The sequence below is a fragment of the Amycolatopsis sp. DSM 110486 genome, assembly GCF_019468465.1.
Taxonomy (GTDB): domain Bacteria; phylum Actinomycetota; class Actinomycetes; order Mycobacteriales; family Pseudonocardiaceae; genus Amycolatopsis.
Map to the genome: position 1 here is coordinate 8,383,667 of NZ_CP080519.1, position 14,386 is coordinate 8,398,052.

Consider the following 14,386-nt stretch of genomic DNA (forward strand, 5'->3'; position numbering starts at 1 on the left):
GGTCCCCGGCGGCGGCACCGCTGCCCGTCTACCAAGCCAGTACCCGCGAGATCGGCGGGTTGTTTCCCCTGATCGCGGCCAGCCCGCTGCCGGCGGTGGGCGCGAGGATCGGCTACGACGTGCTGTCCGGAGGGGCCTTCTACTGCCATCCGATCGAGTGGGTGCTGCGCGGCTACGCGACCAACCCGAATATCGCGCTGTTCGGCGAGCCGGGGCGGGGTAAGTCGTCGACGGTCGTCGCGATGATCCTGCGGCTGCTCAACTTCGGCATCCGCACCCTGATCAGCGGCGACGTCAAGGGCGAGTACACGCCAGTCGTCAAGGCGCTGGGGGCGGCACCGATCGTCCTCGGGGGCGGCAGCCGCGCCCGAGTGAACGCGCTGGACCTCGGGCCCCTGGCCGCGCACTGGGACTCCTGGTCGGCGACCCTCCAGCGGACCGAGCTCGAAGGAGTCCTCGGCCGGTGGGGGCAACTGCTCGCTGCGCTGGCCGAATCGCAAGGTTACTCGCCGACCGTGACGGACGAAGCCGCGATCGCGACGGTGCTTCGCCGGCTCGTGGGCGCTGCGTCCGGCGCGACGCGACTGCGTCCGATCACCATCCCCGACGTCCACCGCGAGCTGGCCGACCCGGATGAAGAGCTGTGGCGCGAACTGCGCTTCGCCGACCGTCGTGAGTGCCTCGACGAGCTGCGTTCGATCACCGACGCGCTCGGCAACCTGATCTCCGGGACGCTCTCCGGTCTCTTCGACGCGCCCACCAACATCACCCTCGACTGGGACGCCCCGGTCCAGAGCATGGACCTGTCCCGCATCCGGTCACGTGGTGACCGCGTGGTCGCGGTCTCGCTGACGTGCCTGGGCGCGTGGTCCTCGCTGGCCACCGACCTGCGCTCGGACGGTCAGATCCGCTGCGTCGTGCGCGACGAGAGCTGGCGGCAGCTGCGCCTCGGCCCGCGCGCGGTTGCGGCGATCGACGCCGAGCTCCGCCTCTCCCGGCTTGAGCAGATCATCCAGATCCTCGTCCTGCACAAGCTGTCGGACCTGCTCTCGGTCGGCGCCGTGGGGTCGCAGGCCGTCGCGATCGCCAAGGACCTGATCGCTCTCTGCTCTACGAGGGTCCTGTTCGGACAGTCGACCCACGTCGCCGACGAGTTGGCTGCTGCGCTGGGGTTGACCGGTCCGGAGCTGCAACGACTCGTCGGCGCCGTCAACGAGCGGCGAGGTCGCGCCCTGTGGAAGACGGAGAACCATCCGGCGCACCTCGTGCAGACCGTGCTGTCGAGTTTCGAGCGCCGCCTGTTCGATACGAACGCCCAGCTTCGCCCACGGTCGACACGCGGCAGGCGAGACGATGGCCGATAGCCGAATCCGTCTGCAACCCCGCAGCCCGGGGCTCTTTGTCGAGCGTGAGATCTACGTCGGCTGGGACGACGTCTTGCAGACCTACTACGCCCACGTCATCGACGGTACCGACGACCAAGGGGAGGAGCGTCGAATCTTCGAGGTCGGCGGCGACGTCCGCGAGGTCACCGACCCGTCCCGCTTGGTCGCCGCCGTGCAGTCGTATGCGGAGATCCCCGACAACCTCGGCGAGCTTCTGAACATCAGCCGGGTCTCGCGCACCGCGACGTTCACAGACCTGCGTGACGAGTCGCGCTCGTATCAGAACCAGCAACACTACGAAGAGCGAATCAACGAGCTTGACCGGCCCGACGGGTTCGTCACAGGGCTCGGACGCGATGACGTCGTGCCGGTTCTCGCTTTGCAGGGTTGGGATCTCGCCGAAGTCCAAGCCGTGCGCGGTGGTCACGCGGAGACGTACCGCCGCGGTGACGACGAGGCTGTGCTTCATTGGGATTGGCCGGACTCAAGCCGCTTCAACGAACGCCTGCTGAGCCCCGTCCGCGTCGACGGTGAGACCTACGGGGTGAACTCGGTACAGGCGCTGGAACATGCGCTCGAGCAATGCTCGGCGGATCGGACCGACAGTCAGGACGCTTCCGTGAGTGCGTCTCGTGCCGAGATCCTCCCCGCTGAGCAGGGGTGGTCGGCCGCTGAGGCAGCTTCTCGCGACGGCATCGATACCGAAGACCTCATGTCTAATTCGGACGAATTGTCAGCGGGGTTGCGCACGGTTGATGACTTCCTGGAGTGGCTGTTCTTCGAAGATCCGCCTGATGACGACGAAGATTTCCACTCAGGGCTAGGAATGTGAGCCGTGGCGAGGACGAGCAACAGACTGGTGGCCGCCATCGCGGCTGCCGTGATCGTGGTCGGCTTTCCGATGGGTGCCGTTGGCATGGCTGTGTTGTCGTTCGAGAGTCCGGACGAGAACACAGGCGTCATCGTTTGCTCCGATGGCGGGCCGGGTGGCGGCAGCCAGCCGATCGACCGGCAGGTGCTGGATGCCGATTCGATGGACATTGCCCGGACGATCGTCGACGTCGTCCGGCAGCGCCGGCTGCCGCGCCGGGCTGCGGTGCTCGCGATCGCCGCTGGGCTCGTGGAGTCGCGCCTGCGCAATCTCGACTATGGCGACCGTGACTCGATCGGCGTCTTCCAGCAGCGACCGTCGCAGGGCTGGGGCACGCGCGAGCAGATCCTGAACCCCGTCTACGCCACCAACGCCTTCCTCAACCACTTGGTGGCTCTCGCCGGCTGGGCGACGATGCCGCCGGGCGCGGCCGAACAAGCCGTGCAGCGAAGCGGGTTTCCCGGCAGGTACGCACCTCGCGAGCAGCAGGCGTCGGACTTGGTCGCCAAGTTCTGGGCTGGGCCGGACAATCCCGTGCCGCCATCCGGAGGCGGCCTGCAGCCGGTATCGGCAACTCCGAGCTGCCCGGACCACGAGGCGTCCGACTTACCGGTGCGGCCAGACGACGAGGGCCAACGCAGCCTTCCCCTGAGTTTCGCGTATCCGGCGGATCCACGCGAGAGTGCGGCCGTTCGGTTCGCGATCGCTCAGGTTGGCAAACGCTACGTGTGGGGCGGCAAAGGCCCCGACTCCTACGACTGCTCCGGACTGATGCTGGCCTCGTGGGCCGCGGCTGGAGTCGGCGTGCCCGCCGGAACGCTGAGCCAAGCTCACGCCGGGCACTCCGTCGCCGACATAGGTCAGCTGCTGCCGGGGGACCTGCTGTTCATCCCCGGCGCTCTCGGCACCGCGGCCGTGCCGCGCCACGTCGGGATGTACGCGGGCCACGGGCTCGTCGTCGACGCGTACGACGAACGCCACGGAGTCATCCTCGAAGCCCTGACCGACTGGACCCACCAGATCGTCGCGATCCGCCGGATCGTCGATCTCGCCGCGCCCTCCCCGCCACCAGGAGGGAACCAGCGCTGATGACCGCCTGCCGGCCGAAGGTGCTACTTCCTCCGTACCCGGGAGGAAGTGCACCGCCGTGCCTCGCAATCGCACCGGAGCAACCGATTTCGACCGCGATGTCGCCCTCGTGGCGCTCGTCGCTGGAGCGGTCGTCTTGCTACTGGTCCTCGCTGCCGCCTTGGTCGTCGCCGCGACGCTCACCACCGGCCTGACAACCGGAACGTGGGCATGGCCGCCGGCGCGTGGCTGGTTGGCCGTCGCCGCTCGGATCGCGATCAACCTCGGAGATCCGGGACACGATCTGGCGGGCCCCTGGGCCGGCGGGTTGACCGGGCACGAACTCGCGTTCTACGTCTACTTCTCAACGCTCGTCCTGGTTTTCGCCGGTCTCACCACAGGCGTATCCGTCCCCGCGTGGCGACGCCTGGCACCGGCCGCACCCGGTCACGCGTCACGCCGCGAAGTTCGCGCCAACCTGTCCGTGCATGCCGCACGCAAGGCCGCCGCCTGGACACGTCCCGACCTCACCGGCTCGGAGCGCCGGCAGGCCCGAGTGGAGGAGATCGCGGTGCCGCTGCACCACGGCCCGCATCGTGAACGACTCGTCACCTCGCTCGAAACCCCGACCGGCGTGATCGCGCCGACGCGTTCCGGGAAGAGCCGCACCGACCTCGTCCACAAGATGCTCGCCGCTCCGGGCGCGCTGTTTGCCTCCACGACGAAGGACGATCTAGCGGAGTGGGGCTTACTCGCTCGTTCGCGCCGGCCACACGGAGGGATGGCGTGGTTGCTGGACATGACGGGCACGGTGGAGTGGCCACGGCGCGTCCGCTGGAGTCCCATCACGGGTTGTGAATCCCCGGCAGTAGCGCTTCGCCGAGCCGAGACGCTGATCGAGAGCTCGTCCCTGGGCTTAGACGGTGTCGGCGGCAACGACAAGGTCTTCCGCGGCCGCGCCACCATCGTGCTCCAGGCGTACCTCCTCGCGGCGGCACGGCATCACCGCACGGTCGACGACCTGGTCGCCTGGTCCATCACGAAGCCCGCCGATCAAGAACCCGTGCTGCTGCTGCAGCGCGAGTTCCCGCAGCTCGCGTTCAACCTGCGCTCGGAGATCGGCATGGTCGCCGAGACCTCCGACGCCGTGTGGATGAGCGTTCGCCGCGCCATCGAGCCGTTCATGAACCCCGACATCCGCGCACTGTGTACGCCGACGCCGGACGAGGCCTTCGATATCGACGCCTTCCTCGACACCGGCAGCAGCGTCTTCGTGATAGCCGGCCAGCACCAGGCGCCCCAAGCACGTCCTGTGCTCACGGCCTTCGCCGAGCAGATCCTCACCACCGCGCAGGATCGCGCACTCAGCACCGAGCATCGTCGGCTTGTCCCGCCGCTGACGGCCATCCTCGACGAGATCTACGAGGGGACACCGATCCCGCGCCTGCCTGGGTTCATCTCGGACTCCGCCGGCCGGGGCGCCCTCATCCACTGGTCGGCGCAGTCACGGGCCCAGCTCGACGAGCTCTACGGCGAGCACGGCCGGCAGACCCTGCTCGACAACACTCTCACGCTCTCGATCTTCCCGGGCCTCAAGGACGACAAGACGCTTGAATGGCTGACGACGATCGCGGCCGACCACCGGCGTCACACCTACCAACACCACAGCGACGGATTGTTCGCGTCCGGCCGGGGCTCGGTCGGCTTCGAAACGGTGCCGACCTACAGACCGGGCGACATCCGGACGCTTGAGCGCGGCCGCGTGCTCATCCTGCACGCAAACCTGCGACCCATCCTCGGTCGAACCGCGGACGTCGCTGAGCGCCCTGACTGGCCCGTGCTGAATGACGACATCGCCGCCATCCGCAGTGGACGAGCAGGCGACCGGCTGGCCGTTGCTGGGTCGGAGCAGGTGCCGGCGTGAACGCCGACGACCATGAGATCCCCATCCCCGAAGAGTCCGACTCAAGCGACCTCGACGACGACTCCGGCATCCGTCGTTCCCGTGCCGAGCTCGACGCGATGATCGAGCGGCTGTGGTCGGCAGCTCAAGCCCACCGTGGCCTCCTCGAACAACTGCACGAGCGTGTTGCCCAGATCGAGGCGCGTGAAGACGCTGACACGGAACACCTTGCCCGATGGCTCGCATTCCCCGCGCCTCCAGCTGCGGAAGATCTGGAGTGCGAAGGTGAGACTCCGCTGTTCACGATCGCGCATTTCGTCGCGTACTACAACGAGGTCTACGTCGGACGCCCCGGCAGTCGCGCTGTCGCGATCCCTGACTGCTGGCTCGATCATCCCGGCCTGCTGGCAGAGATCGCGACTCTCACATACACCTGGCGCGCGGCGCACCTCGGCAAGCGCGCGAATCCGCGGGATGCACAGCACTGGCACGACCGCTGGCGACCGGCGTTCGCCGAGCGCTTGGTGTCGGAGTGGACTCACCCGCATTGCCTGACAGACACCCACAAACCTGTTGGCGCGGCATCGTTACCGGACCGCTACACGCTCGAAAGCTAGACGGCGAGACAAGAGCAATATCGCCGCACCTAGGCGTCACGCTGTCGTGGGGCGCATCGCGGACTGGGCTATCCATCGCAGGTTCACTGCGACACTCACACTGGAGAACCGGGGTTCTGTGCGCGGTCCGTCATTGTTGTCAGGCGTCGAATGTCAGGAACCTGGTGCGTCGGCGAGGTATCGCTGGGTGATCTTGGAAGTTTCGGCCATTGCTCGTAGCCCATTGTGATGGGGTAATGTCATCTCAGCTCGGGCCGGGTGCCCGATCTGACTTTGGAGGACATCGCACATGGCGCAGAAGCTCTTGGTGAAGATGGTCGACGACCTCGACGGGGGGATCGCCACCCAGACTGTCCCGTTCGGCATCGACGGCGTGCAGTACGAGATCGATCTTTCCGACGACAACGCCGCAGAACTTCGAGACGAGCTGGCGCGCTTCATCTCGCACGCTCGCCGAGTGGGCGGCCGGAAGGTCAAGCTCGCGGTGGGAGAATCGGTGACGGAGCGGAAGGCTCCGACCTCGGAGGAGCGAGAGCTCAATCGCAGGAAGCGTGAGTGGGCGCAGGAGAACGGATTTGCGGTTTCCGACCGCGGCCGGCTTCCGTCGGAGGTGGACCGGGCGTACGAAGAAGCCCAACGCGAGCCGGCTACCCCTGCGAAAGCGACGGCGGCGGTACGGAAGCGCGCTCCTCGCAAGAAAGCGTCGGCGAACGCCTGATCGCAAGGTAGTCCCGAACGGGCGTCTGTGCCAGCCGGAATCGGCAGGCATGGGCGCCCGTTTTTGTTTGGCGGTTATCATCACGCCTGTGCTCCATGCTTGAGATCAGAGATATTTGTTTCGGGGTGAATCCGGGAACTTTTTTACGATAGGATTTCCAGTTGCTCGAGCGGTGGCGCGACCGCAGCGCCGAGGAGGAGCAAGGCTGTGCTCGCGGTAAGCGTTGGTCGATGTGGTTTCCCCTGATTCGTCTTCGAAAGCTGCGCCGAGGCAGCCAGGACGGTACGTCCGTTTTGTGATTGAAGATCCTTGCCGTGGCTCCTCTGTACTTTTGATGTTTTACTGACTTGTTATCCGCGCTCGTCCGGTTGTGGACCGTCACGCTAATGGGTGATGGTCGTGCGATCTTGCTGCGTTTAACTTTCTTTCTGCCGCTCTCGGTGTCCGGGTGCGCGCGACCTCGTTACTCCGTCTTGTGTTTTCTGGGTGGAAGGGTTGTGCTGTGTCCGGTTCGGGTAGATCTGTGCGCAGAAATCTGGTCGTTCAGCGGTTCGCGCGTCGACGGGCATTGCGGAGCAATGCCTGTTTTTTCGTGCTTTTTCTCGCTGTCGTGGGCTTGCTGTCCGGCTCGGTCGCCACGGTTTCGGCTGCCCCGCGGCCACAAGCGGCCGCTCCGGTGCAGGCGGCGGCGCCGAAGCCGGCGGATTTCGGGGCGGACGCTGCGAAATCCGCGGATGTCGCGATCGACGGGTGGGGTGACGCGCAGGGTTACCACCTGGAAGTGGGACGGGAGAAGGCCGGGTTCGCGTGGCAGGAGGCCGCGCTCATCCGACCGGCGGGGGTCGACGACTCGTCGTGGACCGGCTACCAGTGTCTGTCCGGTGACGGCCGTTTCGCGGCGGTGGCGGTGCTCCCGGCATCTGCGGTGAACCAGCAGGCCGCGCGGGACCACGGTGCGATCGCCTACGCGGTCGAACTCGCGAGCGGGACCGTGCGCCCGCTCGCGAGCGGGGTGGGGCTCAAGTACTTCTCCCCGGGCTGCGGCACCGGCGACGAGGCCGTGTTCACCACGGACACCGGTTCGAACGACCAGAACACCCAGTTGCTGACCGCGAACCTGGCCACCGGCAAGATCGACACCTCGGTTACCGCGCCCGGCCAGATCACCTCTGCTGTGCCGACCTCGAACGGGATCGTCGGCGTCGCGGGTTCGCGTCTGGTCTCGGTGCCGGCCAAGGGAAAAGCTGTCGTGCTAGCGACCGTCGGCGGTGACACGTACGACCTGCGCCCCGCGGCCGACGGGGGAGTGAGCTTCCTCTGGACCAAGCGCGGCACCCAGAACGCAACCGCCGCTCACGAGCACGCCGGCAGCGTCACCGCGCTCGGCGGCGGGGCGCTGAACCGGTTGCAGCTGTTCCAGGGGCGGGCCGGACATGCCGTGCTGGCCGGCGCCACCCACACCCAGCCAGGTGCCCTCCGCTCGGCCGCGGTATCGGCCGTGAACGACAGCGGGATGGCTCGAGGCGCGACGTCGGCATCGCTCGACGGCGACGCCCTGCTCGGCCCGGACGCAGACGGCTCACACTCCGCCCCAGTGGTCAAGGCGGCCCGGACCGGGAAAATTCTTACCCGCCCGCAGGCACCCAGCACCGCGAAGGCCGCGACGGCGTTGCCGAAGTTCACCACCGCGATCCAGCCAGCCGTCGTGAACTCGCCGGCCGGTCACCTGGTCCCGAAAGCCGACGCAGCAGGAAAGGGCGGCGGTGGCGCCGCTGCCGCACCCGCGACGGCCACGGCTGCCCAGACGCCGACGTGTGCCGTTCCTCCGCTGGACCCGACCAAGCAGGTCATGCAGCCTGACCCTGCGCAGGTGGACTGGGCGGTGCAAATGGCTGAACAGGGCCTGCTCACCGGCACCTCCTACACGCGCCCGACCGGGTTCGACAACCTCGGCCTGGCCGCCTACGCCCCGAACAGCGACTTTCCACTGATCCCGCTGTCGCACCCGACGGGTGGATCGAGCACTGTGCCGCGGTCGGTGTTCGAGGCGATCATGGCGCAGGAGTCCAACTGGTCGCAGGCGTCGTGGCACGCCCCGGCCGGCACCGCGGGCGACCCGCTGATCGCCAGCTACTACGGCGCGGGCGGTGACATCCGCTCGATCAACTACGCGGGCGCCGACTGCGGCTACGGCATCAGCCAAGTCACTGACGGCATGCACATCGGCGACCACAGCCTCTCCGCCCATGGTCAGATTAAGGTCGCCGTCGACTACCAGGAGAACATCGCCGCCGGCCTGCAGATCCTCGAGACCACGTGGAACTCCCTGTACTCCGACGGGATCATCGCCAACAACGGCGACCCGAAGGATCTGGAGAACTGGTACTTCGCCGCTTGGGCCTACAACTCCGGCATCCAGCCCAACTCGGCCAACGGCAACACCACCGGCTGCACCCCCGGCCCGACGTGCCAGGGCCCGGACGGCACGTGGGGCCTGGGCTGGACCAACAACCCCGCCAACCTCGACTACCCGCCCAACCGCGACCCGTACCTGCAGGACACCTACGCAGACGCCGCGCACCCCGCGAGCTGGCCGTACCAGGAACGTGTCCTCGGCTGGATGGCCTCACCGCTGCTGCGTTACGGCAGCCGCGCCTACGTCACGCCCACTTACCACGGCGCCGGGTGGGTCCAGCCCGCGCCGTTCACGGCGATGTGCGACCTCGCTGACAACCACTGCGACCCGACCACCACGAACCCGACCAACCCCGGCGCCAGCCACTGCATGCTCGACGACTTCGAGTGCTGGTGGCACCAACCCGTCACCTGGATCCCTACCTGCGCCACCACGTGCGCGACCAGCCCGTATGCGGTCTCGGGTGGCTCGGAGCCGACGAACCCGACGAAGAACCCGCCGACCTGCAACCAGGACACCTCCAAGGTCCCGGCCGGGTCGATCATCGTCGACGACCAACCCAGCCGGCTCAACCTCCAAGGCTGCGGTTCCGCGAACTGGTCCGACAACGGCACCTTTACCTACACGTACGGCACCAACGGTGCCGGCGACCCCATCGGCGCGATCGACACCCACCAGCTCGGCACCGGCCTAGGCGGACACATCCTGTTCTCCCACACCGAGGACGGCACCGAACCCGACCTGATCAACACCGGCACCTGGACACCGAACCTGCCCTCGCTGCAGTACTACAAGATCAAGCTGCACGTCCCCGGGCTCGGCGCCGAAGCGACCAACGTCGTGTACAACATCAACCCCGGTGGCGGTGTGTCGCCGTGGAAGATCCGGGTCAATCAGGCCTGGAACTCCGAGCAATGGGTGACCATCGGCACCTTCGCCATGGAAAACGGCGGCAACGTCGTCCTCACCAACCAGGGCAGCTCGCAGGCCATGGGCGGCAGCGGGTATTCGGACTTCGACGTCGCCTACGACGCCATCGCATTCGTCCCCATGGGAGGCACGCCCGGCCAACCGATCGGCGGGCCCCCGGGGATCCAAGACGCGCCGAAGGGCTCCAACCCGGCATTCATCGCCTGTGGCTGCGCCAAGCGCACCGCCGGCGACCCGGTCGACACGAGCACCGGCTACTTCGGACAGGACTTCACCGACCTGACCACGCCGGGTCGCGGCATGCCGCTCACCTTCACGCGCAGCTACGCCGAAGGCATCGCCGACCCCAACGGCCCCAACGGATCCCTGGCCGCGGACGGGCCTCTCGGCTGGGGGTGGACGTTCTCCTACGACATGACGGCGACAACCGCCGCGAACGGCAACGTCACGGTCCACCAGGAAGACAGTTCGCAGGTTACGTTCGTCGACTCGTCCGGCACGTATGCGCCGTCGGCCCCACGCTATGACGCCGCGTTGGTGAAGAACGGCAACAGCTACGTCTTCACTCGCCGCGGCAAAGACGTGTTCACCTTCGACGTCACGTCCGGCCGCCTCCAAGCCGCCACGGACCTGGCCGGTACCAAGGCAACCCCGCCTTACCAGACCAGTCTCGCCTACGACGGTAGCGGCCACCTCACGACGATCACCGATCCCGGCGGCCGGGCCTACACCGTCACGTGGACCGGCAACCACATCACGGCAGTCACCGATCCCGCCGACCGGCAAGTCACGTACGGCTACGACAGCGCCGACAACCTGACCGACGTCATCGACATCGGCGGCGGCCACACCCAATACGGCTACAACGCGGCGCACCTGATGACCTCGATCCGGACCCCGAAGAACTTCGGTGGCCCGGCATCGGCTGTCACCGCGACGGCGTACGACAGCGCTGAACGCGTCACCTCTCAGACGGACGCCGTCGGGCGCTCGACGACCTTCACCTACGCACCTGACGGCGGCTTGAGCACCGGGCAGGTCCTGGTCACCGACCCTGGTGGCCACAAGACCCTCGACACCTACCAGAACGGCCTGCTCACCTCGGAAACGAAGGGGAGTGGCACGGCCGACGCGGGGACCACGAGCTACACCTACGACCCTGTCACCCTCGGCGTCTCCACCGAGACCGACCCCGATGGCGACTTCACCACCTTCACCTACGACGACCACGGGAACAAAACGTCGGAGTCCAACGCACTCGGCTCCACCACGAACTATGCCTACGACGACAACGACGACCTTGTCGAAACCATCGGCCCGGACGGTGTGGCCACCGTCAACGGATACGACGAGACCGGACACGTGCCGGCGAACGCGGTCGGCGAACGCGCCCTGACCTCCGTCACCGTCACCCAGGCCAACAACGTCGTCGAGTCCACCACAGGGAACTTCGGCCCGGCTCCTACCCGGACCACGAACCTCTATTACGACGACGCCGCTCACCCCGGTGATCGCACGCGTTCGGCCGATCCCAACGGCAAGACGACGACCACGGCCTACGACGCGTTCGGTGACTCGACTTCCGTCACCGACCCGCTCGGGCACATCACGAAGTCCGGCTACGACACCGCCACCGGGTGGCTGACCACCAGCACCGATGCCAACGGGAAGACCACCACCGACGACCACGACACCTACGGCAACGTCACCCGCACCACCGACCCACTCGGACACGCCACCGCGGCCACCTTCGATCCCGACGGCAACAAAACCTCGGTCACCGACGCCGACAACCGCACTACCAGCTCCACCTTCGACGCAGCCGATCAGCTGGTGAAAACCACACGCCCGGATCAGACGACCACGACCACCGACTACAACCCCGACGGCACGGTCGCGGACACCGTCGACGGCCTCGGCCACAAGACGACCTACGGATACGACGGCCAAGGCCGCCAGAACGCCCGAACCGATCCCGACCACCGATCTTTCAACTCACACATCGATCCCGCCGGGCGGGTGCTGACGACCACCGACCCCACGGGCCGGGTCACGACCATCGGCTACGACGCGGCCGGACGCGCCACCTCTGTCTCCTACTCCGACCAGACCACACCGTCTGCCGCCTACGGCTACGACGCGGCAGGTCACCGCGTCACGATGACTGACGGAACCGGCACGTCCACCTGGACCTACGACGTCTTCGGCGAAATCGTCGCGCAGACCCAGGGCTCCGGCACAACCGTCACCTACGGGTACGACGACGCAGGTCACCAGACGACCGTCAGCTACCCGGGCCAGCCGGCCCCGGTCACCCGAAGCTACGACGATGCCGGCCGCCTCAGTGCCGTCACCGACTGGGCCGGAAACAAGACCACCTTCGGCTACAACAGCGACGACCAGCTGCTCACCACGAGTTACCCCAACGGCACGACCGTCACCAACGGCTACGACGACGCCGACCAACTCACCTCGACCACCGCCGCCGCCGGCACGACCACCCTCCTCGCAGCCACCTACGGCCGCGACTCCGCAGGGCAACTGAACTCGCAGAACATCGGCGGAATCGCGCAGGCCATCACCTATACCCCGCGAGACGAGCTGGCTTCCGCAGGTGCCACGTCGTATGCCTACGACGCGGCCGGCAACCCAACCACCCTCGGCGCCACGACGCAAACCTTCGACGCAGCAGACCAACTCGTCACGACCGGAGCCACGACCGTCACCTCCGACGGGCTCGGCGAGCGGACGAACGCCGGCTCGATCACCTACGGCTACGACCAAGCTAGCCGGTTGACCAGCTACACCACGCCGACGGTGTCCGCGACGTACACCTACGACGGCACCGGCCTCCGCGTCGCGAAGAAGGTCGGCAACACGACCAGCAGTTTCCTGTGGGACACCAGCGAAGGCGACGCCCACCTGCTGTCCGACGGTTCAGCCGACTACCTCTACGGCCCCGGCGGCCTGCCGATCGAGCAAATCGGCGCCACAGGCACCTTCTGGTACGTCCACGACCAGATCGGATCCACACTTGGACTGCTGAGCACCTCGGGGACGCTCGCCGGCCGCTACACCTACACCCCCTACGGCGCAGCAACCTACAGCGGCACCGCGACCACCCCGCTCCAGTTCACCGGCCAGTACACCGACAGCGAGTCGGGCCTGGTCTACCTGCACGCGCGGTTCTACGACCCGCACACCGCGCTGTTCCTCACCATCGACCCCAAGGTCAACTCCACCCAAACCCCCTACGCCTACGTCGCAGACAACCCGTTCAACCTCGCCGACCCCGACGGAGTCGACTGGATCGACTGGCTTGCCGACACCGTCACCGTTGTCGTCGACGTCGTCGCCGAGGTCGCCACCGACGGCGCGGACACGCCGTTCCTCGCAGCCGAAGACTCACTCCTGCAAGCGGCCATCCGCGGAATCGCCAGCGGTGCCCGCGACATCCTCACCAACAAGGCGGTGGGCGACGCCGCCAGCGTCTACCTGCAGTCGGTAACGGGTGCGGACCAGCGTGAGTACGACCCGGTCGGTGACGGCAAACGTCGCTATGACGTCTATGACTCCAAGACCGGAACCGCGTATGAGTCGAAGGTCGGTCGCACCGGATCGACCAGGCGAACCCGGGCGGAAGTCGCGCGCGATAAGGCGCTCTTGCAGGCACCCGAACGCAGCGTAGACAGCGTCGAGTGGCACTTCTTCCGTAGTCCGTCGACCGGATCCATAGGCTGCACGGAAGGCCTCGCGGCTAAACTCATGGACGCGGGTATCACGGCGATCACTCACCTGTGATCAAACGGACAAAGAGAATCTTCAGGAAAGCAACGATGCGACATGATGGAACTCGGCCACTGGTTTCCTTACATTCCCCCGCATACGGGGCCGCTGCGGGAGATGGAGCGATCTAAGGCGCGCGAGGTATCCGACGACATGATTGCGATGAGGGATGACCGCATCGGTGAGCTGACTCGGCTGCTGGAGTACAACGGCATCAAGATCACGCTTGACGAAACCGGTGTTCGCTTGGCCGCCGAGTGGATCAAGCGCGAGGTCGAAGAGGACCCCAGTAACCTTGGCGAGCCTCGTCCGTACTGGGCGGCCATCACGTTCGACCTGTACATCTTCATGAACGAAGTGTTGCGGTCGATCAATCCCGGTCTGAAGTGGGGCTTCTACACCGGTCGCAAGACAAGCCTGGTCTATCAGCACCCTGTTCTCATCAACCTCATGCGCACCAAGCAGGGCGGGCCATTGGAGTATTTTGTTTTTTTGCAGGGGTTTACGCGAGCGCACGCTGCTGGAATAGGTTATCGCGAAGAGTTAATCTGGTATGCGTTCCAGCGTGCTCGTGAGCTGATCGATCAGTGAGCGGGTTGGGTCGGTGTTGATCGGTTCGAACCGTGACGACGCCAGCACGGCTCTCGGCGAGTACGGGCAGGTCAAGGAGTTCTCTCGTTCTGCCGCCTCTG

8 protein-coding genes are annotated in these 14,386 nt (G+C 66.6%); all 8 read left to right on the forward strand.

Annotated elements, in window-relative coordinates:
- Nucleotides 1–59: 59 nt before the first annotated feature.
- The 8 genes from K1T34_RS40505 to K1T34_RS40540 all read left to right on the forward strand — a co-directional run bounded on the left by K1T34_RS40505 (nucleotide 60) and on the right by K1T34_RS40540 (nucleotide 14,285).
- On the forward strand, nucleotides 60–1,364 hold the full coding sequence (locus K1T34_RS40505; protein WP_255637917.1) for an ATP-binding protein: 1,305 nt from the start codon (nucleotides 60–62) through the stop codon (nucleotides 1,362–1,364).
- Nucleotides 1,354–2,217, forward strand: a complete 864-nt coding sequence (locus K1T34_RS40510; RefSeq protein WP_220239974.1) for a hypothetical protein — start codon at nucleotides 1,354–1,356, stop codon at nucleotides 2,215–2,217. The genes K1T34_RS40505 and K1T34_RS40510 overlap by 11 nt, the downstream gene beginning before the upstream one ends.
- Before the next feature lie 27 nt (nucleotides 2,218–2,244).
- The gene (locus K1T34_RS40515) at nucleotides 2,245–3,345 is read left to right on the forward strand and encodes a C40 family peptidase (protein WP_255637918.1); all 1,101 of its coding nucleotides are present in this window, start codon (nucleotides 2,245–2,247) and stop codon (nucleotides 3,343–3,345) included.
- 58 nt (nucleotides 3,346–3,403) lie between these two features.
- Nucleotides 3,404–5,248 carry a type IV secretory system conjugative DNA transfer family protein gene (locus K1T34_RS40520; protein ID WP_220239975.1) on the forward strand — a complete coding sequence of 615 codons (1,845 nt, stop codon included), beginning with the start codon at nucleotides 3,404–3,406 and terminating at the stop codon, nucleotides 5,246–5,248.
- On the forward strand, nucleotides 5,245–5,844 hold the full coding sequence (locus K1T34_RS40525; protein ID WP_220239976.1) for a hypothetical protein: 600 nt from the start codon (nucleotides 5,245–5,247) through the stop codon (nucleotides 5,842–5,844). The genes K1T34_RS40520 and K1T34_RS40525 overlap by 4 nt, the downstream gene beginning before the upstream one ends.
- Before the next feature lie 289 nt (nucleotides 5,845–6,133).
- Nucleotides 6,134–6,562, forward strand: coding sequence for an Lsr2 family protein (locus K1T34_RS40530; protein ID WP_220239977.1), 429 nt, complete (start codon nucleotides 6,134–6,136; stop codon nucleotides 6,560–6,562).
- 523 nt (nucleotides 6,563–7,085) lie between these two features.
- Nucleotides 7,086–13,709: an RHS repeat-associated core domain-containing protein gene (locus K1T34_RS40535; RefSeq protein ID WP_255637919.1), complete on the forward strand. Its 6,624-nt coding sequence runs from the start codon at nucleotides 7,086–7,088 to the stop codon at nucleotides 13,707–13,709.
- A gap of 42 nt (nucleotides 13,710–13,751) precedes the next feature.
- Nucleotides 13,752–14,285 carry a hypothetical protein gene (locus K1T34_RS40540; RefSeq protein WP_220239978.1) on the forward strand — a complete coding sequence of 178 codons (534 nt, stop codon included), beginning with the start codon at nucleotides 13,752–13,754 and terminating at the stop codon, nucleotides 14,283–14,285.
- Nucleotides 14,286–14,386 lie beyond the last annotated feature (101 nt).

Bases quoted from the DNA above. Each gene is read 5' to 3' on its own strand.
- K1T34_RS40530 (WP_220239977.1), top strand. From the start codon at position 6,134: ATGGCGCAGAAGCTCTTGGTGAAGATGGTCGACGACCTCGACGGGGGG.
- K1T34_RS40510 (WP_220239974.1), top strand. From the start codon at position 1,354: ATGGCCGATAGCCGAATCCGTCTGCAACCCCGCAGCCCGGGGCTCTTT.
- K1T34_RS40540 (WP_220239978.1), top strand. From the start codon at position 13,752: ATGATGGAACTCGGCCACTGGTTTCCTTACATTCCCCCGCATACGGGG.